The sequence below is a fragment of the Paraburkholderia sp. JHI869 genome, from assembly GCF_038900775.1.
In the GTDB taxonomy this organism is placed as follows: domain Bacteria; phylum Pseudomonadota; class Gammaproteobacteria; order Burkholderiales; family Burkholderiaceae; genus Paraburkholderia.
The window spans coordinates 18,280-42,609 of sequence record NZ_JAYMSC010000016.1 but is presented as its reverse complement, the minus strand read 5'-3'; the positions used below and the strand labels follow the sequence as shown (position 1 = coordinate 42,609).

Genomic DNA, 24,330 nt, shown 5'->3' with positions numbered 1-24,330 from the left:
GCGCGCTGTCGTTCAAGGGATCCGCCTCAATCGGCAAGGAGCAGGATGAAGTCTTCGATTGCAATCATCGGCGCGGGACTCGGCGGACTCATGCTCGCCCGGGTTCTTCACGTTCACGGCATTGCCTCGACAATCTATGAGGCGGAAGCCTCGGCGAATGCGCGAGCGCAGGGCGGCATGCTCGATATTCACGAGAACAACGGGCAACTCGCACTCAAGTCGGCGGGACTGTTCGACCGGTTTCGCGAGATCATCCATCCCGGCGGTCAGGCGACGCGGGTTCTCGACCGGCATGGCCGGGTTCTTTACGAGCAATGCGACGACGGAACAGGCGGGCGGCCCGAAGTCCCGCGCGGAGCATTGCGGCGCATTCTGCTGGAATCACTTCCCGCCGGCACCGTGCAGTGGGGACATAAAGTCATCGCGGTGGCCGCGCCCGGCGACGGCCGGCACGTCGTGACCTTCGCTAACGGCGCTAGCGTGACGACCGATCTTCTCGTCGGGGCCGATGGAGCGTGGTCGAAAGTTCGTCCGCTTCTATCGGGCGCGAAACCGGCCTATGTCGGCACGGTGTTCGTCGAGACGTATCTGTTCGACTGCGACACGCGTCACAAGACGAGCGCGCAAGCGGTTGGCGAAGGCGCGATGTTCGCGCTCGCGCCCGGCAAAGGCATCGTCGCGCATCGGGAGCCCGGCGGCGTGCTGCACACGTACGTGCAACTAAGGCAGGCAATAGATAGCATCGACCAGTCCGACCCTGCCGCTGCTCTGGCCACGGTTGCGCAAGCATTCGACGACTGGGCGCCTGCGCTGACTGCGCTTATCACCGATGGGCAAACGGCCCCCGTGTTCCGCCCGATTCATGCGCTCCCGGACGAGCACAAATGGCCGCGCACGCCCGGCGTGACATTGCTTGGCGATGCCGCGCATTTGATGATCCCTTCCGGTGAAGGGGCGAACCTCGCCATGTTCGACGGCGCCGAACTCGCGAGTGCCATCGCCGGTAGCCCCGGCGACATGGAAGCCGCGCTCCTCGCGTACGAGACAGCACTTTTCCCACGCAGTTCTTGCGAAGCGGCCGCGGCGAAAAAGGTGCTCGATGTGTGTCTCGGTGGCGGAGCGCCGCAGAGTCTGGTCGACTTCTTCGAGACCTGGCAGGCCTAGCCGCAAGCCGCGGCGCGGTTTCGTTGTCTGATTTGTCAACAGAGTGTCCCAACTTGGGGCTTGCATCTTTAAACTACGACTCATAGAATCGTAGTTATGCGTTGCGCAGGTGCGACGCGAGTCCCTCGACCGGAGATTGCGGCGCGCGTCACGCGCAGCGAGCGCTCCACCGATTTCACGTATCCCTGCATTGGAGAAGCAAAATGTCGAAGCGTATTCTTGTTATTGGGGCCGGTTTTGCCGGTATGTGGAGCGCGCTGAGCGCGGCGCGGCTGCTCGACGAGCAGGGGCGCACGGACGTGGAGATCACGCTGGTCGCACCCGACCCGCATCTGCATGTTCGTCCGCGTCTGTATGAAGAGGGCCCGGCGAACTTCAGGGCGCCGCTCACGGAGATCTTCGAGGCGACTGGCGTCAAGTTCGTCCAGGGCACCGTCGAGCGCATTCATGTGGAGCGTCGCGCGGTAGTTCTGATCGGTGTGGACGGTCAGCCCGCTACGCTCGGTTATGACCGCCTCGTGCTTGCGACCGGCAGCCGACTGTTCCGCCCATCGATTCCGGGTCTCGCCGAATACACGTTCAGCGTGGATCAGACCGACGAAGCGGTCGAACTGGAATCGCACATCGGCGGCCTGGCCAGCCAGCCGGACTCGCCCGCGCGCAATACCGTGGTGGTGGCGGGCGGCGGATTCACCGGTATCGAGACCGCTGCGGAAATGCCGGCACGCCTGCGCGCGGCGCTGGGCGAGCATGCGAATGTGAGGGTGATCATCGTCGAGCGCAATGACGCGATCGGTCCCGACCTGGGCGCGGGCCCGCGTCCGGTGATCGAAGAGGCGCTGGGGTCGCTCGGCGTGACATGGAAGCTCGGTTCGGGCGTGGCTTCAGTCGATGCCGGCGGTGTGACGACAACGGACGGCGAGCGCATCGAATCGCACACCGTGATCTGGACGGCCGGGCTGCGCGCTAGCACGTTGACGGCGCAGATTCCGGGCCGGCTCGACGCCACCGGCCGCCTTCACGTCGATCGCAATCTCGCGGTGGAGGGTGTGCCCGGTGTCTACGCGACGGGCGACGTGGCCCGCGCGGCCACCGACGACGAAGGCAATCACACGATGATGTCGTGCCAGCACGCGATGAATCTCGGGCGCTCGGCAGGCCACAACGCGGCAGCCGATTTGCTCGGCCTCGAGCAGATTCCGTATAGCCAGCCGAAGTACGTGACGTGCCTGGATCTGGGCCCGTGGGGCGCGGTCTACACGGAAGGCTGGGAGCGCGAAGTGAAGTTGCAGGGTGCCGAGGCGAAGAAGCTCAAGCACCAGATCAACTCCGAGTGGATCTATCCGCCTCGCGCGGATCGTGAGCAAGCGCTCGCCGCCGCCGATCCGCTTCGCATCGTCGTTGCCTGATCCATTAGGACTGCATCGGATCTGGCTGTACGCGGAAGCCTCGTTGGAGGCTCCGCGTTTTTTCGCATGAGAGACGGGATCGCAAACGCGGAGGGCGTTAGCCGCGACGATTGGCGGCACGCTCCGTGAACCAGTCCACCACGTGATGGTGATAGCTGGCAGGCGCCTTCGAATACGCGCGGGTGGCGAGATCGGCAAGCGAGTGTTGCTTGAGTTCTGCGCGCATGGCGCGCTCGGCGCCTTGCATCACGGCATGAATCGAGCAGGTGCCGCGTGTGGCCCACGCGGGCGGCTCGTCGTTGAAAACCGCACACTGCCCGCGCACTTCGCGGCAGTCGAAGAGCGCCTTTTCGCCGTCGATGGCGTCGACGACGTCCAGCACCGAAATATTGCGCGCGGGCTTCGCAAGCCGGAACCCGCCGCGTATGCCTTCGGTCGACTCGACGATGCCGGCCTTGGCGAGGCGCGTGAAGAGCTTGGCGGCGTAATCGACCGGTACGCCCTGCATTTCGGCGAGGTCGCGCACGCTCGCCTCGCGCACGCCAGCCGTCGTGCCGGCTAGATAGAGCAGGCAATGCAGTCCGTATTCAACGCCTGTGCTGATGTGTGACATGGTTATACGACGACTTTGTGTATCGGAGTTGATAGGGTAGCGCAGTGCGGCGGGGAAGTCACTCACTGCGTTGTCGTGCGCGGGCGAGGGTGGGATCCAGGCCATCGTGAACGCGACGCGCGAAATCCTGTGCCAACATACGCGTGGAAGTGGCGCTTTTCCTCGGTTGACACGACCCGATGGAGGCAGCATGAACAGAAACGGTGCGAATGGATCGATCGGCGCGATGGTGTTTGTCGCTATCGCGAGCTGCGCTGCCAATGCGAACAATGCGCAAGCGCAAACGGGTGTGAACGCGCCGGCCGGTGCGGCCGTGCAAAGAGTCTCGACATCGACCCCCGGAACCCGGCCGGATAGCTCGATCGTGCGTGACGTTCGCCGCGCCATCAGGCGCGTACCGGATCTCGACGACTCGGACATTCACATTCGGGTGAGCCATGGCGTCGTCACGCTCTCGGGCACGGTGCCGGAGACCTGGCAGATCTCGCGCGCGGCCAATGCGGCAAGACCGGTGCTGGGCGTGACGGCCGTGACGAACCGATTGACAGCGCAGAAAGGGGATGCCGCGGCCAGCGAGTAGCGTCTCGCTCGCGCTTGCACCCGGCGCAACACCCTCAGACAGGCGATTCCCGATCTGTCCTTGCGCGGACGCAAAATACTGTATAAATTAACAGTATGTGTATACGTCCAGTAGGAGCGTCGCATGGAATCGCTAATCCGCATTGTGAATGACGAAGACCGTCAGGCGTTTGAATGGCTGCTCGCAAATGTAGGTTCGGATCGCGTTGTGGCTGCGGCCAGGCAGCTTGCTGGCGGCGGTAAGCGGCCGTTCGTTTCCGCGCTGTGCCGATACCTGGGGGCGTGGCCACCTGCTGCGCGGCGAGCCCGAAGGATCGAGCCCCTTCAAACGGCCGTTGGCGATCTGCATCTCGCGCGCATACGCGAGATGCTTGCGCAACGCCACGCGGTGAAAGCCGGCGCACATTGATTTGCCAGCCCCCTCTCGTTAAACGATCCGTTCGCGATGAGTAAATCCTCATCGCAGCGGAACCTTGTTTGACCTCTTGCATTTCCAGGCAGCGCAAAACCCGTGGTTTGTCCTTTCTTGTCTGACTGGCTGAAGCCAATCTGACAAGTCAATTTTTCGCATGCCTGTTCGAAATTCACCGCAGTCAGGCTTCACGGTCAAATGCGATGCGTAATGAATTGGGGAAACTCCTGACTCATATGCATTCATGATGCGGATTTAACAAAGTTAGAATCAAGGCTCTAGATCGACGCCGGCATTCGTTTCTGATTCGGCAACGTCACGCACGTTGCGAAGCCATACATCAAGCGCGGTCGATACAGACATAACGATTGATGAAATGCACGGGGGATAAATTAGTATGTCTAATCAAAAATTCGCAGCCGCGCAAAGCGAATCGTGGGCCGCAAATTTCACTACGCTGACCAGCCATTTATTCGACGGATTTTGCGAACTCGCGCGCCTGAATCTCGCGACTTGCAGGTCGGTATTCGAGGGGTCGCGAGAGCACCTCGAAGGCATGATGTCCGCACAAACGCCGGAGCAATTTGTCCGCAACCACGTCGAGTTGTTGCCGTGGGTGGCTTCACAGACCGCCGGATACACGCGCGCTTGCATGAACATCGCTTCGGAGACCGCGGCGAAGTTGCGATAGCACGCATCGCCTCCGGGCGGCGAGTGCACTCGCAAGCGGGACCAGGCACGATCGAATGGAAGTAAGTGGAAAGAAGCGGAATAAAGCGGGATCAAACAGGATCAAGCGGGAGGGAAATAGCATGTTGAGCCCCCACGAACTTGCCACGTTGATGCTGATAAAGAATGCACCGGGGCGGATCGAGCCGGACCGGGAAGAACTCGGTGCGCTTCGCGACCTTCACCTGGTCATCGTCGATACGCCCGAATCCGGTTTCCCAACACCCCGAGTGACGCCTCAGGGCGATGCGCTCCTGAGAGCAGTCGCCCGCGTGCGCTGAATAGCGGTCAAGACCGCATAGTCTGTCACATGGACAGGCTATATTCAGAGCGCGTTGCTCACATTTGGGTTGCGATCCGCATGGATCTGAGGAGGCTGACGTGGACCAGTCCTGGCTGGGTATGGCTGCCGGCACGATCGTGCTTGTGATAGCCGCAGTTAGTGTCACCGTTCACTACCGGCGCGAACGGCGCAGGGCTGATTTGCTGCGCAATCTCGATCATCACGACTGGTGCCGCTGGACGCGGGTTCGCCGCTGAGAACTTCGCGCTGCGGGCTGGCACTGCGTGCCGATTTCGATAATCGACATCCGTTTGATTAGGACAATTGATCGATTGACAACTATCGATCACCGATCGCCGGATCGGTGTGTCTGCGGACGGCATGCTACGATCGACGTCATCTCACTTCAATTTGTGCGAGCCATGGCGACGTTGTATGACTTGCTAGGCGTACGCGACGACGCAAGCGACGCAGACATCAAGCGGGCCTACCGCAGGGCCGCGATGAAAGCGCATCCCGACCGAAATATGGGACGCGAAGCCTCTGCGCATGCGCAGTTCCAGGAGATCAAGGAGGCTTACGCGATTCTTTCCGATCCTGCGCAGCGCAGCGTCTACGACGCGGTCTATGCCGACGAGATGGGGCGTCTCGCGCGCGAACAGGAAGAAGAGGCGCGTTTGCAGGAGGCGGCGCGTCAGGAGGCGTATGCGCGGCACGTTGGCGTGGCCATGCACTTCGCCGGGCAGGGCTACAACCGCGACGTGGTGTTCGGCGCACTGCTCGCGAGCGATTGCGAAACCCAACTGGCCGGACGCATTGCCGACGGCGCGATTGCGCTGCACCAGTCGCGTCAGTCGGACAACGCCATGCCGCGCAGTGCCGCGGATGCGGACGAGGCAATGCCGTCGTCTGCAACGCATGGCGCGGGCGGCGACGAGTCGCAAAAGGCCGGCGATCCTCGTCACGCGAACTTCTTCAGTGCGATCTGGCACGGTATGTTCGGCTTACATCCCTGAGCGCATATCGGCGCCAAATTCAGCCGAATGTGTGGGAGCAGGGGTACGATAGTGATCGATACACTACCCAGCGTGGCCACCCCATGACTTCGAATTCAAATGCAGCCCGCGATGTCGCCACAGAGGCGTTAGCCACCTTGTCGGAGTATCTGGAGCTGGCGCTCGACAAGGGGGGGAGCCTGATTCTCGTTCGAACGCCTGGCGGGAAAAGCGAGGTCTATCTGGGAGACCCTGCGCTGTTGCAGGAAGACTGGGCGCACCTTGGGGCGATTCCGGAGCCGGTGGCGAGAGCAATACTGGAGGGCACGCACTCCGGGCTCAACGAGCTGACTATTCAGGCGCAAAGCTATCGTTTCGTACGGCTGTTCGCCCAGGCTGCCGATGTGGGGGCAGTCGTCTTTGTCGCAGCCTGACCGACTTGCGTTCCGCGTGTTTTCGCCGCCGCGACGGTCGGGCGATCACGTTGGAAGGGGGCGTGCGCGAAAGCCACTATGATTGACGTATGGTGTCCACGCGCAGGAGACGATTCGTGGCAACGTACAAGGAACTTAAAGCGCAGCTAGCGGAACTCGAAAGTCAGGCGGTCATCGCCCGTCAGCAGGAGTTCCAGGCGGTTCTCGCCGACATCCGCGCAAAGGTGGCCGAATTCGGGTACACCCAGCAGGACATCTTCGGTAGTCGTCGCGGCCGGTCCGGGCTTTCGCATAGCGTGGCGCCCCCGAAATATCGCGATCCCGCAAGCGGGGCGACCTGGTCCGGCAGGGGGCGCGCACCAAACTGGATCAAGGACGCGAAGAATCGCGACAAGTTTCTGATTAGCGAATAAATCGCCTGGTATCGCCTGGCCAGGTCGACCGGCGAATTGCGCGAAAGCGGCTCAAAAAAGGTCGCGCAGCGGCAGGCGACGCAAATCGTCGGTGACCGGGACGCCTGCAAGGATCACCAGCAGCATCGACAAAGGAACGCCCGCGGCGAATCCGAAATGCCGGAAAGCCACTGCGCCCAGCGTTCCGCCAAGCAGAAACATGCCGAGCAGGGAACCGAGTACGCGCACGCGCTGCATATCGGCGGCTACATGATGCGACGCTGAAGCCGGTACGCCCCAATTCCAGTACAGCGCTTTCCCAAGTTCAATGCCCAGATCTGTGACGATGCCGGTTACATGCGTCGTGCGGATTTCGGCGTGCGAGATTTTCGTGATCATGGCGTTCTGCACACCCATGACGTAACAGAGTACGGCGACTGTCAGCGGCACGAAGAGAACACGGTGTATCTCGAGATTCGCGCCGAGCGCGGCGAAACAAAGGAGCAGGGCGGCTTCGAGCAGGAGCGGCAGCGCGTAGACGCTGCGCGCGCAACGGCGCCGCCCCCAGTTGATCAGAATGGCGGACGTCGCGGCGCCACCCACAAAGGCAAGCACGGAACTGATAGCGGCTAGCGCGATGCCGCTATCGCCGAGCGCGGCGCTGTCGGCAAGCGACGACACGATGCCCGACATGTGCGACGTGTATTGCCCAACCGCGAGGAAACCGCCGGCGTTGATGGCACCGGCGACCCAGGCCAGTGCACGGCCGAGCCGCAGGTTGGCCCGCTCAGTGCGTTCGACGGAGGTGAAGCTGCGCAGATAGTGAATGGGCACGACGGCTTTCCGGGCTACGAGCGTCGAAAAGACACAGTGTACGACGCGGACTTGCTGCGCGGCCCGGCGCCATGTGGCGTTTGGGGTGCGGTTGTTTGCCGCAGGACTCGCCAGGTTGCCGTGAATTCGTGTAGTTCGATTGCGCCTGTCTTTTCCGTGTGGAATCCGGGTCGAGATCGAGCGTCATCAAGGCTGGCAGGCGGCGATCCGCGATGCGTATCGCCGTGAGATCGTCCATGCCTACGCTTCAGGCATCGTTTGGATGATCAATCGGTAAAGGTCGTTGAGATTGTCCTCGGTCACCAGATTCTCGAACGGATCGCGATTCGCGCCGAATGCCTCATCGATTTCCACCCAGTCCGATACGGTTAAATAGCGTTGCGCGCCGGGCAGGATCGCGGACTCCTCCAGGTGCCGGTGAGCGGCATAGAAGTCCGCGTAACCATACACACCGTCGCGCAACGCGGGCAGCATGGCGGCGCCTGCAAGTTCATACCGCGTGAGCGCGCGTTCGAGTGCGTGAACGCGCAGCTTGCCTGCTTCGTGCTGGAGCGTGAGTTCGCTGATGGCCGCCTCGAATTCTTCAGTGCGCGCGCGAAGCCGCGCGAACAGGTATTGCTCTTCCTTCGGATGATGAACCTGTTCGGGGAATTCGTTGATGTAGTAGAGCATCGCCCGCATCAGCATGGCGCTGGCCGGGCCGGAGCTGGACGCCATGCCATCGACCACACGCAGCATGCCGTTGACGATGCTCGTCAGGCGATGGTGTTCGCTCAGGATCACGTGTATCGCGCTGCGTCGGGTGGCGAGTTGCATGTCGGGCTCCGTGACAGGAGCGGTCGACCTGGGGCGAGGCAGCGGAGGGGGTACGGCGCTGCGTGGTCGGCCGCGGCTGATTCACTATGCGCCCGGTGTTGCAAAATGCATTGATTTTTGTCAATTTGCACTCGCGGCGTGAGCCCCTTGCGGGGCGTTGCCGCATGCGAATTCGGCACGGCGAATTGTCACCGTGCCGCCCGGCCACGCCTTACTGCGTCGGCTGTGCCTGCTCGCCCCTGCTACTGCTGGTTGGGGTCAGGATTGGTGGTTCGTATCCGCCCGTGTCTACCGAGAAACCCGCTTTGGTTGCGCCGGCCATCCCAGCCGGTGGCCCGTAATTGTTCGCAGCGCGTGCAGGGCCTGCGCCGGGACCTGCGCCACTGCCCGTACCGGTTGTAGCTGGCGGACCGTAGTCGTTTGCAACCGGTGCAGCAGTTGGCCGCGCGAGCGCAACAGGGGCCGGGGCCGTCGCGGCCGGCGCAGCGTAGTTGTTCGCAACCGGCGCAGTGGGTGCCCCGCTGGTTGTGTCCCGAATCGACGTGGTTACGTTCGCTGGCGGGGCATAGTCGGTCCGGGCTGGCGCGGGCACCGCCACCGTGTGCATATGGCTATCCGATTCGGGTGGGTGCGGCGGTGGGCCGTATACGTTCGTAACCGGTGCGTTCATGATCGGTGCAGGTGGCGGAGGTGGCACTATTTCGACCATCGCCGCAGGTGCACTCATGCCAGGTGAGCCGCGGCCCAAAGGTCCACCAGGGCCGCCTGCACCGGCGCTACCTGCGGAGCCACCGGCACTCGCGCTACCGCTACCGCTGGCGCTACCTCCACCAGCGCTGCCTGCGCCGGAACTGCCTGCGCCGGAACTACCTGCGCCGGAACTGCCTGCGCCGGAACTGCCTGCGCCGGAACTGCCTGCGCCGGAACTGCCTGCGCCGGAACTACCTGCGCCTGAGCTACCAGCGCCCGATCCCGCACTAGACCCTGAGCCTGAGCTTGAACCCGAACCCGCGCTCGACCCGGAGCCGGAACTAGACCCCGAGCCAGAGCCGGACCCCGAGCCAGAGCTGGAGCCCGAACCGGACCCTGAGCCGTGGCCACCGCCATTCCCTCCACCGTTGCCGCCGCCATTACCGCCGCCATTGCCGCCGCCGTTTCCTCCGCCGTTTCCTCCGCCATTACCGCCGCCTGCACCGTAAGCCACGCCCGACAGCGCCAAGGCGAGCACCCATACCACGGTCTGTTTCATTGATCGATTCATCGTTCCCCCCTATTCGCGCAAGCTGCCTCAAAAGCGCACCTTGCCCGCGCAAAGCCGCTGCGCGCGTTGTTCAACAGCCGCGCAAGCGATATGCCGCGACGCGCGCCCCCGGGTGCGGATCGTCGGCATTGTTCAGAAGAACTATCAACATTGCGCCTGCGCCTGTGATTGCCGGAGTGCAAGACGTATCGCTGAAGAATACGGCGATTGGAAAAGCAAGTCATCCGTCATTTGATTCGGATTGCGAAGCAAATGTGATTTGTACGATGTGCATCCTGTAAACGACGCAGCCTACATGTTGATTGTCGAGGCTTGCACTGGCGATGCAATGCGTTGGCGAAGAAATGCTAGTGAATGGCGTTGGCCGGCATGCCGCAGCAGGGCGATGGTAGGCGCAGACAAACAAAGCGCTTTCAATCAACGCTTTCGATTAGACGAGAAAGACGAGGAAGACGAGACGCAGGCTTGAACCGGACTTGAGCGGGGTCAGGCCCGGCAGCGCGCCCTAATGCAATGCCACGGCGTTTTCCTCCTCGCTGCCGCGAAAGCGGTTTTCCGAATCGATCATGCGGCGCTTCAATGGCGGCACATTGTTGACGACGCGCATTGCCGTGCGCATCGCGCCGAGCGCGAAGCGTCCGACTATGGGTCGATGGATCGCGTCGCGCTCGTCGAACTGCTTGCGCGATTCGGCGACCGCGTGAAATCCGTAGCGGCGCATCTGTGTTTCATAGCCGGCGACAGCGTCCACTAGCGGCAACTCGCCGCGCGCAACCCGCACGAGTTGTGCGCCGAGCAGTTGCGCATCGCGCAGCGCCGTATTCGCACCAACACCTCTACCCGGCGTCATCAAATGGATTGCATCGCCGAGCACGGTAACGTTCGAGGCTGGCCAGGGCTCGACCGGCACCGACGTGCGCACGTCCAGGGCGAACGTCGTCGAGAGGTCCGATGCGCGAATCAACGCGCGCAGATTCGGATGCCAGCCGTCGGTCATCTGCATGGCGAGCGCGAGGCGGGCCGGCGCTTCGAGCTTCATCGGATCCGCGGGGACGTTGCGGCGCGCGCCCCAAACGCCCCACATCAGGTAGTCGTTTGTGTTGTCGTAGAGCAGGCCCGGCCAGCGCGCGATCAACGCTGCATCGTTGCCGCCAATACCGGATTTGGCGCCGCCCTGGTCCCAGTTGAATTCCATCACGTGGATGATTGCGCCATAGCCCTTCGGCGCCGAGATCAGCGTGATGCCGTTCAGTACCTTGGGCGGCAGCAGCTGGCGGTTTTCTTCGGTCATCGGCACCTTGGCAGCAATGCTCACGATGCCGGTGTTCTCGAGCCTCGCGTGCGGCAACAGTTGCCTGCGTACCTTCGAACGCGCGCCGTCGGCGCCGACGAGCACATCGGCGCTCGCGCTCGTTCCATCGGCAAAGCGCGCAGTCACGCGGCCATCGGCGTGCTGCTCGTATTCGACGAAGGTCTTGTCGAAATGCACGCGGTTTTCGAGGCCTGTGAGCAAGACCTGGCGCAGCGTCATACGGCTCACGGATTTTCCGCCATCGATCTCGCTTGCGCCGATCCCGACCGACAGCAGTTCCGACATGCGCTCGGTGAGCATGTTGAAGTAGCCCGGCGTGCGCGCGCAGGTGGCGAGGAACGTTGCGAAGAGTTCAGGCGGCAGCGCGGCCTTCAGGGCGGCGACGCCGTGCGGATCGATGCCGACGCGATAGCCTTGCAGACCGTCGACGCGCGTGCGATCCCGTTCGTACACCTGAACATCGATGCCGGCGCGTTGCAGGCCGTGTGCGAGACACAGGCCGCCGGTTCCCGCGCCAATGATCATGACCGAGAGCGGAGGCTGGACGCTGAAGTGCGACATGGCTACTTCTCCTTCGATGATTCGCGCGCTGCAGGCGCGTCGGAGGGCGGTGCGAAACGCTCGGCGAGTTCGCGCAGCCACGGCTCGCTCCACGTGAGGTTGCCGGCTTGCAGGTCGCCCACGACGCTCGTGACCCAGTCGAGCTCGGTCTTGAGCGCCGCTCGCATGAGTTCGCCTTCGAGCAGGAAAAGACGGGGCACCTGCATCGCCTCAGCGCTCGCGTACAAGGTGTCCATGCGGGCGAGTTCGCGCGCGAGGGCCGCCACGCGCGTTTCGAGCTGGCGGCGGGCGTCGTCGGGCGGCAGCAGGGGCAAGAGCGAGAGCGCCGCAGGAAACGCCGGGAATTCGCGCGCGGGCTGCGCGAGCTGTTCGCGCAGCCACAGCCGGGCGGTGTCGCGCCCAGCGTCGGTGATTTCATAGATCGTACGTTCGGGAAACGCGCCGTCGCGCTCTGTTTCCCGAACGGCGATCAGGTCGCCGCGCAACAGCCGGTCGATCGTCTGGTAAAGACTGTTGCGCTGCCGCACGTTGACGACTTCGTCCTTGCCGCGTGCCTTGATGAGCTGCTGCATCCGGTAGGGATGCATCGGCGCCTCCGTCAGCATGGCGAGAACGGCAAGGGCGAGGGGCGAATGTCGAAGCATGGCGGGCTAGTATCTTTGTGTATAGTTATATTATGACTAGATGCGCGGGAATGCAAGGAAGCGCGCAAGCGTCCGTCAAAAGCAGGCGCTCAGGGGTGCCAGCGATAAACCACGATGCTCGATCCGTTGTAATTGTCTTTGGTGATCACGTATTCGCCGGTCGAACGCAGATACGCGCGAATGCCATACATCGAATCCACGTCGTTGCCGACATCCATTGCGGTGGGATTCGAGTTCGTCAATGTGATGACGAGACTGCCGGTGGCGAGGTCGAACACGTCGATATTCGGCACCGTGTGCACGTAGCCGACGAACAGGTAGTGGCCGGCCGCCGCGATCGACTTCGGATTCGGGCTCGTGAGGTCGATCACCGGGCCCGGTGCGTTCGTGTTGCCCGCCTTCCACCCGTGATAGACCTCGATGTGCCCGTTCATGGCTGTCCAGTCCCAGCTTCCCGCAATGCCTTGCGCGAGGATCATCGTGTCGCTCTCCGACTGATAGATGATCCGCGTGAGCGGGCGCACCGTGCGCGGAATCTGAATCGCGCTGGCTGCGCCCCACGACGGCTTGCCGTTCGCGTCGAAGCCCGTCAGCGGGTAGTGGGATATCTGATTGGTGCGCTCGAGGCCGGCCCAGACGTCGCCGTTGTCGTCGATTGCGAAGCCGCCCGTCACCTTCGTATTCGTATTGAACGCCTTGCCCGGAATCGACCCGTCGGGAATGGCGATATACCCGCTCGACGGCTGAAAATGAAAGAAGTTGAAGGTGTCGGGATTTTGACCGGAGGCGACGAGAATGCGGTTGCCGCCCACCACCACGAGTTGCCCGAACAGCTGGCCGCGCTGATAGTCGTTCATGTTCAGCCGCGGATCCTTCGGCCACGTGAACGGATCGATCGTATTCGCGACGAAGGTGCCGCCTGACGTTCCCGTGTAGAGGCTGTTGCCGCTGTAGAAGTTTGCGCCATCCGTTGCCGGGTCGGGTGCCGCGATCGCCTCGAAATTGAGCGCCTGCAAGGTCCACTGCAACGTACCTGATGAGTTGTACGAATGAATGTCGGTGCTGCCGTTGCGCCCGAGATCCCAGTCGCCGCCCCACGCGTTATTGAGCACGTACAGATTGCCGGCTGCGTCCTTGCCGATACCGACGACGCGCGTGAAGCGCTTGTCGCCGACCTGCCCCTTGATGCCCGTCGTGGTGTCGAGATAGCCGCCCTGCACGCCGAACGTGCCGACTAGCGCCGGCACACCGGTCAGGGCATAACACTTGATGTTCATGTCGGGTCCCTCGTCGCCAACGAGCAACTGATTCGTCGCCGCGTCGAAATCGAGTGCCGATGGCCGGGCGCCTGCGGCCATCTGAATCGTGGTCAGCGGCGCGCCAGCCGGACTGAACTGCGCGATCACGCCTGCGTTTTCGCGCGCGACCCACACGTTGCCTGCACCGTCGACTGCGAGTGCGCCGGGTTGCTGGACGCCGATGTCGCGTTGCCAGACGCCGTCGGTCGTATACACCCTGACGCGATTGCCGTAGTAGTCGCTTGCGTAGAGCAGAGTGCCCGCGGTCGCGAGACTCGTGATTACGTCCGCGTTCTGGATTCCGGTCCACGTGCTCACCGCAATGCGAAGGTCGCGCGTTTTCGTGCTTCGGCTGTAGCGGCCCACCGAACCGCTGCCGAACGCCCGGCTATAACCGAGCGCCACGAAGATCGACGTTGCGTTGCCCGTGATCGCACTGCCCTGGAACTCGTCGTGCGCACCGATGGTGCCGAGCGTGGCGCCGTTCTGGTAGAGCGCGACGCCGCCCGCGTTTTCGTCCCAGCGCGATGACGTATAAATGACTCCCTCGGGTGCGACCCACATCGAGCGTGCGCCGTTGCCGACGTGTGCGGGCAGGGTGCCGAACGTGTTTGCGAGCCAGTCGGTCGTATATTGCGCGTGCCCGGCGGGCGCAATGGCGGCGACGCAAAGCCCCAGCAATGCTGCGCGGATCTGGCATTTGAACATGCGCAGTGATTCCCAAAGGCGTCGCACCGCGATTGCGTGAATCGCGGCGCATAGACTGACTGATATGGAAGCCACGCCGCATTCGGCAGGTCGTGCTTTGTGCGCGTGTGTATATGGAGTGTAGTCAGTAAATCGCGATTAGCGGTGTAATGTATTCACAGGTTGAGATAAATACGCAGTGCGACTTTCGCGTCGCCCGATATGCATATTGAATCGATTATGGCAAATGCGTGTCGCTGGCGTGACGGTTGATCGCAGTCTCAATCGCGCAACTATTACTACTTTCGCCGCGTCATGTTTATCCGAACGCGTACAAGCTCCCTGGCCGAATCCGGGGAAGGGCCTGAGCCGGCACTTCTCCGGTCTGGTGATTTTGTTCAAGACATTTATGGCGCGTCTGTCGATACTCGCCAATTGCGAGATCATGACCTTTGGCGAAGGCCGTTCGGCCCCGCAAGCATGCGCGATTTACGGAACACTTTCGATCGGTGCTGCCGCAACATTCGAAGGGATAACGCAACGCAACGAAGAGGGATTGCAGCGCCCCTTCATTGACTAGTGCTCAATTTCCCGCCTTAAGGAGGGCACGATGGAATACTCGTTTGTAAATACGCGACTCTTGACCGTGGGCTATCTCGAGTGGAATCCAACCGGCAAGCGCACGGCGGTGCTGATGCACGGTTGGCCCGATAGTCCCGAATGTTGGCGCAACTTTGCTGCGCGCCTGGCAGATAGTGGCTATCGGGTCTTGTGTCCGGCACTTCGCGGGTTCGGTACCACGCGCTTTCGCGACGTCGAAACACCGGTCAGCGGCGAACTGGCCGCGCTGGGAAGAGATCTGCTGGAGTTCATCGACGCCTTGGGTCTGAAACGCCCGCTTCTTGTCGGTCACGATTGGGGCGCGCGCACCGTGGCCAATGTCTGCGGCCTGCGCGACGACGTTGCATCCCATCTGGTCATGATGTCGGTGGGGTACGGCACGAATGACCCGCAGCAGAGCTTGAGCTATACGCAGGCGCGTAACTACTGGTATCACTGGTTCATGGCCACGCCGCGCGGGCAACGCGCAATCGAAAACGATCGACGTGCCTTTACGCATTTGATGTGGGAGACCTGGTCGCCGGCTGGATGGTTCACGGAGGCGGACTTCAATGAAGCCGCGAGTGCGTTTGATAACCCCGACTGGGCGGCAGTCGTTCTGCATTCCTATCGGCATCGGTGGGGGTTCGTGCCGGGTCACCCGTTTTACGCGGATGACGAAGCGAAGTTGAATCCGGCGCTCGTATTGTCGGTTCCCACGCTGGTGTTGCACGGCGGGGCCGACGGCTGCAATCACCCGGATACTTCCGCAGGAAAGGAGCGCTTCTTTTCTGGTCCCTATCAGCGCGTGGTGCTGGATGGAATCGGCCACTTTCCGCAGCGAGAAGCACACGACGACGTCGCGAACGCTATTTTGCGCTTTGTCGAACAGAACGCGTAATGGCAATTATTGGCGTTGACTCACAATGGGAATTCAACGCTTCTGCGAGAGACCGATCGCGAAGATGGTCGCATCGACCTTAGGTTTCGGTGTATTCAAGCGCCTTTGTGGGGAGCCGTGAAGGCCAATCCAGTCAAAGCGGGTAACGAAGCGACACGCGGCGGCAGGGACGCGGCGCGTCACTGGTTCCCAGGAAGTCTCGCGGTTGGGATACGTGGCGTCCATCGGCCCGCCCGGAAATCGCACGCCTGTGCGATCAACTGGGGGATCTGGATCTGGACATTCCTCTGGACTTCGATAGCTCCACCGCGGTTGCGCTGGCAGATCGCCGCCTGGCGATCGCCCAGGGCATTGCCGAGCTTCGGCTTCGAGCGGCCATGGCGATGAGCGAACCAGAAGGCCAACGGTTGCGAGCGCAACATTGGCAGGGGGTAGCCGTGTGCCTTGATGATACGCTGCAAGCGCATCTTGCGCTCGCCAGCCGCCGCGTCTGTCGAGTCAGCGGTTCGTGCGTTGCGATTGCTTGCCAACGCGCTTCGAGACCCGGACCGGCTGGCAATCCGCGCTTTGCGCTTCGAGGCGGACGCATCGGCATTGGGTCGATGCGTCGCGGAACTCATGCAGGTGGTAGCGCATCTGCATGTGTTTGGTCAGTTTGAGGTAGTCAGGATAACGTAGCACGTGCGATGACCGCTCGTGCACGTGATCCTCAAGCCGCCCGAGCCTTGACGTAGCGCCCGGGTGCGGGCTCGATTGGCCGAAACTTCGTGCTTCCCAGCTTCGTACGCGCCTTGACCTGGCCGCCTGCGTGCGGTTGCAGCCACTCGATCCAGTGGTTCCACCAGGTGCCAGAAGCCTGCTGGGAAGAGGCGAACCATTCATCGGCGCTACTGCTACCCTCAGGCTCGCTGTTCACCCAATAGCACCGTTTGTTCTTTGTCGCCGGATTGATGACGCCGGCGATGTGCCCGCTTGCGCCGAGCACGAACCGGGATTCGCCGCCAAGAAGCTGGGTGCTGCGCCACGCCGATTGCCACGGAACGATGTGATCCTCCTGGGTCGCCAGCACGTAGGCCGGCATGTCGATTCGGCCCAGATCGACCGGCTCACCGCACATGCTGAGCTTTCCGGGCACGCGCAGATTGTTTTCGAGGTACATGTTGCGCAAATACCAGGTGTACATCGGGCCAGGCAGGTTGGTGCTATCGGCGTTCCAGTAGAGCAGGTCGAACGCGGCAGGGCTCTTTCCCTTCAAATAGTTGTTGATGAAATTAGGCCAGATCAGATCGTTGGCGCGCAACATCTGGAACACGAAGCCGAGTTCGCGGCCAGGGTAAATGCCGCCACTTCCTATCGCGTGCTCACGCTGCGCCACAGTTTGCTCGTCGATGAACACACCGAGATCGCCTGGATCGGTGAAGTCGAGCATGGTCGTCAGAAGCGTCAGGCTGGCAACCTTGTCTTCTTCGCGCGCGCGTATCACCGCAAGCGCCGAAGAGAGGATCGTCCCGCCGACACACCAGCCTACCGTGTTGACCTTGTCCGCACCGGTGATCGCAAGCGCGACATCGATGGCTTCCATCACGCCCGATTCCAGATAGTCGTCCCACGTCGTATCCGCCGTTTCCGCATCGGGGTTGCGCCACGAGACCATGAACACCGTTTGTCCCCGCTCGACAGCGAAGCGCACAAAGGAGTTTTCAGGCTGAAGGTCGAGAATATAGAACTTGTTGATGCAAGGCGGCACAATCAGCAAAGGGCGCTTCGCTACGTGTGTGCCGAGCGGCGCGTACTGGATCAGCTGAAACAGGGCGTTTTCGAAGACCACTGCGCCTTTGGAGACGGCAACGTTGTGACCCACCTCGAAGGCGGCTTCGTCCGTGATCGTAATGGTGCCGCGCGCGAGGTCTCCGAACAGGTTGTTCATTCCGGTTCGAAGGCTTTCGCCGTTCGACTCGATGGCCATGCGGATCGCCTCGGGATTGGTCGCCGCGTAGTTGGTGGGGCTGGCTGCATCGATGAACTGGCGCATGAAAAAGCGCAGTCTGTGCTTTTCGCCTGCGTTGTAGCCTGTCGCGCCGACCATGTCTTCGAGCAGCCCCGCGTTGGCCAGGTAGTTTTGCCGCAGCAGGTTGTACCAGGCGTTGCTGGTCCACTCGTCCGCCCGAAACCGTTGGTCGCGGCGTGCCTCGCTGCCTTCATGCTGAGGGTTCAGCATGTTCGTCCACAGCGCCCACTGCTGCTCCCAATAGCGAGTGCCGGCTTGATGCAGTGCGGCCGGCGCAACGGCTGCGCTGGCGGGGATGCCGGCCAGCGCGTTCAGGAAGTCCTTCGCCGAGCGGGAAAATCCGTGCGCGACCTCATCGGGCATGTTGAAGTGATTGCTCATGCCCGTTCCACAGCTTCATTCGTGACGGCGCCTGTGCCGGGCGCTTCGATGGCGCGATCCGCGCGCGAGGTGGGCATGACGAGCGCGTCACCGTCGATGACAACCTTGCCTTGCACGGTGCAGACGGTGTCCAGTACAACCCGGCGCTTGCCCGCGATGAGTTCGCGTACCGTCACCGTGGCTTGCACCGTATCGCCGGGCCTGACCGGCGCCTTGAAGCGCAGGTTCTGCCCGAGGTAGATCGTGCCTGGACCGGGCAACCGGCCGGCGATGGCCGCGGAGATAATGCTTGCACTGAGCATGCCGTGCGCAATGCGTCCCTTGAAGGGCGTTTTGCGCGAAAACTCTTCATCGATGTGCACGGCGTTGTTGTCGCCCGACGCACCGGCAAACAGCACGATATCCGCGTCGGTAATGGTCTTGGCGAAGCTCGCGCTCATCCCTGGCGCCAGATCTTCGAAGTCGTATCCTGCAATATCATTCATATGTGATCCTAAGTATATGGTGATCGCTCAGCCGTCTTGTTGATCCTTGCGGGGAAGGCGATCGTCTCGCGTAGCGGCGCAGAGAGTGCTGTCGCGACCCGACCTACGTGTCTTGATTCTTCACACGAAGTGTCGTCGGTACGGGGTTCGTCGTTGAAATTGCACGATACGGCAAACGCGGATTACGCATTTAGGATTGAGCGCCATGATTTTAATATTTCGCGCCATCGTTTGATTCAGCGTTTGCCAGAAAGGGCGCAAAAAGGGACGTAAGCGGCACGCAATGAGCGGCGCGCGACCGTTGCTTAGCTCAAAGCGCCGGGCGAGCGCGCGCCGCTCGCGCGCAAAATCAATCGCACCACTTCCTCGGTGCTCGCCTCGAACCCCGCAGTCGAAAGCGCGCGCTTGCCCGAGAGTGCGCGAATTTGCGCCTCGAAATCGGCATAGTGCTGCGTGGTCGCCCAGATCATGAAAAGCAGCGCTTTCGGATCGACGGGGGCGAGCAATCCTTCCGCAATCCAGCGATCGATCAGCGTCACGCGCGTTTCCATCCACGGTTTCACGCGCTTGAGCAGGATGTCCTGCATATGCGTCGCACCACTAATGATCTCGTTCGCCCACACCTTCGAGCCGAGCGGCCTGCGCCGCGAGAGTTCCATCTTTGCGCGCACGTAGCCGCCAATGGCCTCGACCGGATCGTCGCTCGCGTCGAAGGTGTTCGCAGCCGCGTTCCATTCCTCGAACAGATCGTCGAGCACGCGCCAGTAGAGCGCGAGCTTGGTCGGGAAGTAGTAGTGCAGATTGGCCTTCGGCAAACCCGCGCGCTCGGCGATCAGCGCCGTGCTCGCGCCTTCGAAGCCGCGCTCGGCGAACACGGCCTCGGCACAAGCGAGCAGATGCGCCTCGTTCGATTCGCGTATGGCGGCTTTGCGCCGGCGCGGCTTGTGCGTTGCGTCAGCGGCTTCCCGCTCGTGCGCTGTGCCGCGTATCGCGTGAGCCGCGGCTCGCGTGGTGGGTTCGTCGTCGCGCATGGTGGTCGGTCCGTTCGGAAGGGAAGAGGCGGCGCAGGGCTTGCGCACCCATGTCGGCTTCATTGTAGTCACGATGTAAGCACCTCGTGCATTCACCGCCCTTGGGGAAAACGCGCGGAGCGCGGGGGCGTTTTCGCGCACTGCAGCATCGATGGCACGCTTCTCGCTGGTAACACCGTATTGAATTCGCGAAGTTTATCGCCTACAACCTGTCCAATCGGACAGGATTCGCAAAGCGAGGATTCGGGAGCCGCGAAGCGCCATCGAGGCATGCACCGCCTTGGCCCTTCCCGCCCCAGAAGGTGGCGCGAATGCACGTTTGACGAACACGAACACGCACAGGAGGACACGCATGAACGCAGTAAGCGAAGCCGCGCTGACGACCGCGATCCATGTGAACGGCCAGCGTTTGTGGGACAGCCTCATGGAGATGGCGAAAATCGGCGCCACGCCCAAGGGCGGCGTATGCCGTCTCGCGCTCACGGACCTGGATAAAGCGGGGCGCGACCTCGTCGTGCAATGGGCGAAGGAGGCGGGCTGCACGGTGAGCGTCGACAAGATGGGCAACGTCTTCATGCGCCGCGCGGGGCGCAACAACGACTTGCCGCCCGTGATGACCGGTTCGCACGCCGACTCGCAGCCCACAGGCGGGCGATTCGACGGCATCTATGGCGTGCTGGGCGGGCTCGAAGTGATTCGTTCGCTCAACGACCACGGCATTCAAACCGAGCGCCCTGTCGAAACGGTGATCTGGACCAACGAGGAAGGCTCGCGTTTCGCGCCGGCCATGGTCGCCTCCGGCGTGTTCGCAGGCGTTTTTACGCTCGACTACGGGCTCTCGCGCAAGGATGTCGATGGCAAGACCATCGGCGAGGAATTGCAGCGCATCGGCTACGCGGGCGAATTGCCGTGCGGCGGGCGCAAGATTCACGCGGCGTTCGAGCTGCATATCGAGCAGGGGCCGATCCTCGAAGCCGAAAACAAGACCATCGGCGTCGTGACGGACGCACAGGGCCAGCGCTGGTACGAAGTCGTGCTCACGGGCCAGGAGGCGCACGCGGGCCCCACGCCCATGCCGCGCCGACGTGACGCGTTGCTGGGTGCCTCGCGCGTCGTGCAGCTCGTGAACGAAATCGGCTTGCGCCACGCGCCGCTAGCCTGCGCCACGGTCGGCATGATGCAGGTGCATCCGAACTCGCGCAACGTGATTCCGGGGCGTGTGTTTTTCACCGTCGATTTTCGCCATCCGCTGGACGACGTGCTCGCGAAAATGGACGCCGAACTGCGCGAAGGCATTGCGAGGATTGCAGAGCAAGGCAAGCTGGAAACGCAGGTCGAGCAGATTTTCTACTACGCGCCGGTGCCGTTCGACAAGGCCTGCGTGAACTCCGTGCGCGCGGCGGCGGAGCGCTTTGGCTACTCGAACCGCGAGATCGTTTCGGGCGCGGGCCACGACGCGTGCTATCTCGCGACGGTCGCGCCGACTTCGATGGTGTTCGTGCCGTGTATTGACGGCATTAGCCACAACGAGGTCGAGGACGCGACGATCGATTGGATCGAGGCGGGTGCGAACGTGTTGCTGCACGCCATGCTCGAACGCGCGAGCGAACCCGGCTGACGCCGCTGAAGCAAAAGCAAGCGGACCAGGAGCCGCGTTGTCTTTCCCGTTGTCCCCACGTACCGGCTGCGCGCATCCCACGCAGCCGGCGGACCCGTGTTTTGCCTCGCAAGGAGCATCCGGATGTCCCAGCCCAACTCGAATGCCGCCGACGGCATCGTACCTGGCCGCCTCACCGCCGAGCAGCTAGGCTGCAACTTCGCGGACGTCGCGCCGCCGCTTTCCCCCAATGCGGCCGTGATTGCCGCCGACCGCTGTCATTACTGCTATGACGCGCCGTGCGTCGCGGCCTGCCCGACCGGCATCGACATTCCCGGCTTTATCCGCAAGATTGGCAACGGCAATCTCAAGGGCGCGGCGCGCGATATCTTGAGCGCAAACCCGCTGGGCGGCGCATGCGCACGGGTGTGCCCCACTGAGATTCTTTGTGAAGGCGCATGCGTTCGGAATCATCAGGATGGCGAACCAGTTCAGATCGGTGCGTTGCAGCGCCACGCCACCGACTTCCAGATGGCTCGCGAAGCCGCCGGCGCGCCGCCGCTCTTCAAGCGCGCGAGCGAGACGGGGCGCCGCGTGGCGGTGGTCGGGGCCGGGCCGGCGGGTCTCGCCTGCGCCCATACGCTCGCGCTGGCCGGGCATCGCGTGAGCGTGTTCGACGCGCGCGAGAAGCCGGGCGGCCTCAACGAATACGGCATCGCGGCGTACAAGGTCGTCGACGACTTTGCGCAGCGCGAAGTGCAATGGCTGCTTTCCATCGGCGGGATCGAAATGCGCCAGGGCCAGCGTCTGGGCCGCGACGTCACGCTCACTGAATTGCGAGCCGCGTACGACGCCGTGTTCATTGGCGTGGGCCTCGGCGGCACGCAAGCGCTTTCCATTGAAGGCGAAGCGCTCGATGGCGTGCTCGACGCCGTGGAATTCATCGCGCGTCTGCGTGAAGCCGGCGATCTTTCTACGTTGGCGGTGGGCCGCAAGGTGGTGGTGATCGGTGGCGGCAATACGGCGATCGACGCCGCCGTGCAAAGCCGCAAGCTGGGTGCGGAGCAGGTGACGCTCGCGTATCGCCGTGGCGCGGCGCAGATGAGCGCCACATGGGCCGAGCAGGAATTCGCACGCGCGCAGGGCGTGGTGCTGGTTGAATGGATGAAACCGCTGCGTATTAGCGGTGACAGCGGTGACGCCCGCGTGCAGGCCGTCGAATTCGAGCGTACTGCCCTCGATGCCGGCGGCGCGTTGCGCGGCACCGGCGAAATCGTCAGTGTGGAAGCCGACATGGTGTTGAAGGCCATTGGCCAGAAGCTCGTGCCTGAAGGCCTCGCTGGATTGGACGCCCTGCAACTTACCGCAGGCGGTGCGCGTATCGCGGTGGACGCGGATGGCGCGACGTCCATCGAGGGCGTATTCGCGGGCGGGGACTGCGCAGGTCACGGCGCGACCGACCTCACCGTGCAGGCCGTGCAGGACGGCAAGCTCGCGGCGCGCGCGATCGACCGCTATCTCGCGAGTCAGTCTGCCAAAGCGGCGTGAGCCGCGCCGCCAGAGTCGCACCAACAACACACCGAATCCAGGCAATACGAAGGAGTCGCATCATGGCCGACCTGCGCTGCACGATTGCCGGCATTGAATCGCCCAACCCGTTCTGGCTCGCCTCCGCGCCGCCCACCGACAAGGCCTACAACGTCAACCGCGCCTTCGAGGCGGGCTGGGGCGGCGTGGTGTGGAAAACACTCGGTCTCGACCCGCACGTAGTGAACGTGAGCTCGCGCTATGGCGCGACCACGTGGCGCGGCCAGCGCATCGCCGGTCTGAACAATATCGAGCTCATTACCGACCGGCCGCTCGACGTGAACCTCAAGGAAATCGCGCAGGTGAAGCGCGACTGGCCCGACCGGGCGCTCATCGTCTCGCTGATGGTGCCGTGCACCGAGCAGGACTGGAAGTGGATCCTGCCGCTCGTGGAAGACACCGGCGCCGATGCGGTGGAACTCAACTTTGGCTGCCCGCATGGCATGAGCGAGCGCGGCATGGGCGCGGCGGTGGGGCAGGTGCCCGAGTACATCGAAATGGTCACGCGCTGGGTAAAGGAGGGCACATGCCTGCCTTGTCTGGTGAAACTCACGCCCAACGTCACCGACATTCGCCACGGCGCGCGCGCGGCGATGAAGGGCGGCGCGGACGGCGTCTCGCTCATCAATACGATCAACTCGATCGTGGGCGTCGATCTCGACGTGATGGCGCCGCTGCCCACCGTGGATGGCAAAGGCACGCATGGCGGCTACTGCGGCCCCGCCGCAAAGCCCATTGCGCTCCACATGGTCGCGGAAATCGCGCGCGACCCGCAAACGCACGGCTTGCCTATCTCCGGCATCGGCGGCATTTCCGACTGGCGCGACGCCGCCGAATTCATTGTGCTGGGCGCGGGAAGCGTGCAGGTCTGCACCGCCGCAATGCATTACGGATTCCGAATCGTCAGCGACATGATCGACGGCCTCTCCAACTGGATGGACGACAAGGGCTATGCGAATCTCGACGCGATTCGCGGCCGCGCGGTGCCCAACGTCACCGACTGGCAGTACCTCAACCTCAACTATGACATCAAGGCGCGCATCGATCAGGACCGCTGCATCCAGTGCGGCCTGTGCCATATCGCCTGTGAGGACACCTCGCATCAGGCCATTACCGCCACGCGCGACGGCAAGCGTCACTTCGAGGTGGTCGACGCAAACTGCGTTGGGTGCAATTTATGCATGCATGTCTGCCCGGTCGACCAATGCATCACGATGGAGCGTGTCGACACGGCCCGCTACGCGAACTGGACCACGCATCCGAACAACCCGGCGCGCGTGGTCGACCCGAAAGCCGCCTGACCCATTGAAGCAGCAC

The 24,330-nt window shown here is 62.8% G+C and carries 24 protein-coding genes; 13 read left to right on the top strand and 11 right to left on the bottom strand.

Annotated features, from left to right (window positions below; translation table 11 throughout):
* The first annotated feature begins 45 nt into the window (after positions 1-45).
* Both VSR72_RS25130 and VSR72_RS25125 read left to right on the top strand, forming a co-directional pair.
* A complete protein-coding gene (locus VSR72_RS25130; protein ID WP_342955057.1) occupies positions 46-1,164 on the top strand; it encodes an NAD(P)/FAD-dependent oxidoreductase in 1,119 nt (372 codons plus the stop codon).
* Between the two features lie 203 nt (positions 1,165-1,367).
* Entirely contained in the window at positions 1,368-2,573 is a 1,206-nt protein-coding gene (locus VSR72_RS25125; protein WP_342955056.1) for an NAD(P)/FAD-dependent oxidoreductase, read from the top strand.
* Positions 2,574-2,670: 97 nt separating this feature from the next.
* Here VSR72_RS25125 and VSR72_RS25120 read toward each other — a convergent pair whose 3' ends face one another.
* Complete coding sequence (locus tag VSR72_RS25120; protein ID WP_342955055.1) at positions 2,671-3,186, bottom strand: Rrf2 family transcriptional regulator; 516 nt, start codon at positions 3,184-3,186, stop codon at positions 2,671-2,673.
* A gap of 190 nt (positions 3,187-3,376) precedes the next feature.
* On the opposite strand from VSR72_RS25120, the gene VSR72_RS25115 reads away from it, so the two are divergent.
* Entirely contained in the window at positions 3,377-3,766 is a 390-nt protein-coding gene (locus VSR72_RS25115) for a BON domain-containing protein (RefSeq protein ID WP_342955054.1), read from the top strand.
* Between the two features lie 132 nt (positions 3,767-3,898).
* On the opposite strand, the gene VSR72_RS25110 is transcribed toward VSR72_RS25115, so the two are convergent.
* Positions 3,899-4,150, bottom strand: a complete 252-nt coding sequence (locus VSR72_RS25110) for a hypothetical protein (protein WP_342955053.1) — start codon at positions 4,148-4,150, stop codon at positions 3,899-3,901.
* A gap of 839 nt (positions 4,151-4,989) precedes the next feature.
* Between VSR72_RS25110 and VSR72_RS25105 the strand changes: the two genes are divergently transcribed.
* The 5 genes from VSR72_RS25105 to VSR72_RS25085 all read left to right on the top strand — a co-directional run bounded on the left by VSR72_RS25105 (position 4,990) and on the right by VSR72_RS25085 (position 7,031).
* Positions 4,990-5,187 carry a hypothetical protein gene (locus VSR72_RS25105; RefSeq protein ID WP_028204658.1) on the top strand — a complete coding sequence of 66 codons (198 nt, stop codon included), beginning with the start codon at positions 4,990-4,992 and terminating at the stop codon, positions 5,185-5,187.
* A 100-nt stretch (positions 5,188-5,287) separates the two neighbouring features.
* Positions 5,288-5,446, top strand: coding sequence for a hypothetical protein (locus VSR72_RS25100; RefSeq protein WP_342955052.1), 159 nt, complete (start codon positions 5,288-5,290; stop codon positions 5,444-5,446).
* A gap of 165 nt (positions 5,447-5,611) precedes the next feature.
* Positions 5,612-6,205 carry a J domain-containing protein gene (locus tag VSR72_RS25095; RefSeq protein WP_342955051.1) on the top strand — a complete coding sequence of 198 codons (594 nt, stop codon included), beginning with the start codon at positions 5,612-5,614 and terminating at the stop codon, positions 6,203-6,205.
* Between the two features lie 83 nt (positions 6,206-6,288).
* Entirely contained in the window at positions 6,289-6,618 is a 330-nt protein-coding gene (locus VSR72_RS25090) for a hypothetical protein (RefSeq protein ID WP_342955050.1), read from the top strand.
* A gap of 116 nt (positions 6,619-6,734) precedes the next feature.
* Positions 6,735-7,031, top strand: coding sequence for an H-NS histone family protein (locus VSR72_RS25085; protein WP_342955049.1), 297 nt, complete (start codon positions 6,735-6,737; stop codon positions 7,029-7,031).
* Between the two features lie 51 nt (positions 7,032-7,082).
* On the opposite strand, the gene VSR72_RS25080 is transcribed toward VSR72_RS25085, so the two are convergent.
* The 5 genes from VSR72_RS25080 to VSR72_RS25060 all read right to left on the bottom strand — a co-directional run bounded on the left by VSR72_RS25080 (position 7,083) and on the right by VSR72_RS25060 (position 14,444).
* Entirely contained in the window at positions 7,083-7,844 is a 762-nt protein-coding gene (locus tag VSR72_RS25080; protein WP_342955048.1) for a YoaK family protein, read from the bottom strand.
* 240 nt (positions 7,845-8,084) lie between these two features.
* Entirely contained in the window at positions 8,085-8,660 is a 576-nt protein-coding gene (locus VSR72_RS25075) for a hemerythrin domain-containing protein (protein WP_342955047.1), read from the bottom strand.
* 1,766 nt (positions 8,661-10,426) lie between these two features.
* Positions 10,427-11,794, bottom strand: coding sequence for an NAD(P)/FAD-dependent oxidoreductase (locus VSR72_RS25070; protein ID WP_342955046.1), 1,368 nt, complete (start codon positions 11,792-11,794; stop codon positions 10,427-10,429).
* Positions 11,795-11,796: 2 nt separating this feature from the next.
* Positions 11,797-12,438, bottom strand: a complete 642-nt coding sequence (locus tag VSR72_RS25065; RefSeq protein WP_342955045.1) for a PadR family transcriptional regulator — start codon at positions 12,436-12,438, stop codon at positions 11,797-11,799.
* Between the two features lie 89 nt (positions 12,439-12,527).
* Positions 12,528-14,444, bottom strand: a complete 1,917-nt coding sequence (locus VSR72_RS25060; RefSeq protein WP_342955044.1) for an SMP-30/gluconolaconase/LRE-like region family protein — start codon at positions 14,442-14,444, stop codon at positions 12,528-12,530.
* Positions 14,445-14,670: 226 nt separating this feature from the next.
* Between VSR72_RS25060 and VSR72_RS25055 the strand changes: the two genes are divergently transcribed.
* Together VSR72_RS25055 and VSR72_RS25050 are read left to right on the top strand one after the other, a co-directional pair.
* Positions 14,671-15,003, top strand: a complete 333-nt coding sequence (locus VSR72_RS25055; protein ID WP_342955043.1) for a hypothetical protein — start codon at positions 14,671-14,673, stop codon at positions 15,001-15,003.
* Between the two features lie 30 nt (positions 15,004-15,033).
* The gene (locus VSR72_RS25050) at positions 15,034-15,924 is read left to right on the top strand and encodes an alpha/beta hydrolase (RefSeq protein ID WP_342955042.1); all 891 of its coding nucleotides are present in this window, start codon (positions 15,034-15,036) and stop codon (positions 15,922-15,924) included.
* A 179-nt stretch (positions 15,925-16,103) separates the two neighbouring features.
* On the opposite strand, the gene VSR72_RS25045 is transcribed toward VSR72_RS25050, so the two are convergent.
* From VSR72_RS25045 to VSR72_RS25030, 4 genes are all read right to left on the bottom strand, one after another.
* Positions 16,104-16,544: a hypothetical protein gene (locus VSR72_RS25045; protein WP_342955041.1), complete on the bottom strand. Its 441-nt coding sequence runs from the start codon at positions 16,542-16,544 to the stop codon at positions 16,104-16,106.
* Between the two features lie 89 nt (positions 16,545-16,633).
* Positions 16,634-18,313, bottom strand: coding sequence for a class I poly(R)-hydroxyalkanoic acid synthase (phaC, locus tag VSR72_RS25040; protein ID WP_342955040.1), 1,680 nt, complete (start codon positions 18,311-18,313; stop codon positions 16,634-16,636).
* On the bottom strand, positions 18,310-18,798 hold the full coding sequence (locus VSR72_RS25035; RefSeq protein ID WP_342955039.1) for a MaoC family dehydratase: 489 nt from the start codon (positions 18,796-18,798) through the stop codon (positions 18,310-18,312). The genes phaC and VSR72_RS25035 overlap by 4 nt, the downstream gene beginning before the upstream one ends.
* Before the next feature lie 305 nt (positions 18,799-19,103).
* Positions 19,104-19,829 carry a TetR/AcrR family transcriptional regulator gene (locus VSR72_RS25030; protein ID WP_342955186.1) on the bottom strand — a complete coding sequence of 242 codons (726 nt, stop codon included), beginning with the start codon at positions 19,827-19,829 and terminating at the stop codon, positions 19,104-19,106.
* 352 nt (positions 19,830-20,181) lie between these two features.
* On the opposite strand from VSR72_RS25030, the gene VSR72_RS25025 reads away from it, so the two are divergent.
* The 3 genes from VSR72_RS25025 to preA all read left to right on the top strand — a co-directional run bounded on the left by VSR72_RS25025 (position 20,182) and on the right by preA (position 24,314).
* Positions 20,182-21,447 (top strand): Zn-dependent hydrolase, encoded by a 1,266-nt coding sequence (locus VSR72_RS25025; RefSeq protein WP_342955038.1) that lies wholly within the window; start codon positions 20,182-20,184, stop codon positions 21,445-21,447.
* Between the two features lie 123 nt (positions 21,448-21,570).
* Positions 21,571-22,974 (top strand): NAD(P)-dependent oxidoreductase, encoded by a 1,404-nt coding sequence (locus VSR72_RS25020; protein WP_342955037.1) that lies wholly within the window; start codon positions 21,571-21,573, stop codon positions 22,972-22,974.
* 62 nt (positions 22,975-23,036) lie between these two features.
* Positions 23,037-24,314: an NAD-dependent dihydropyrimidine dehydrogenase subunit PreA gene (gene preA, locus VSR72_RS25015; RefSeq protein ID WP_342955036.1), complete on the top strand. Its 1,278-nt coding sequence runs from the start codon at positions 23,037-23,039 to the stop codon at positions 24,312-24,314.
* The last annotated feature ends 16 nt before the right edge of the window (positions 24,315-24,330 follow it).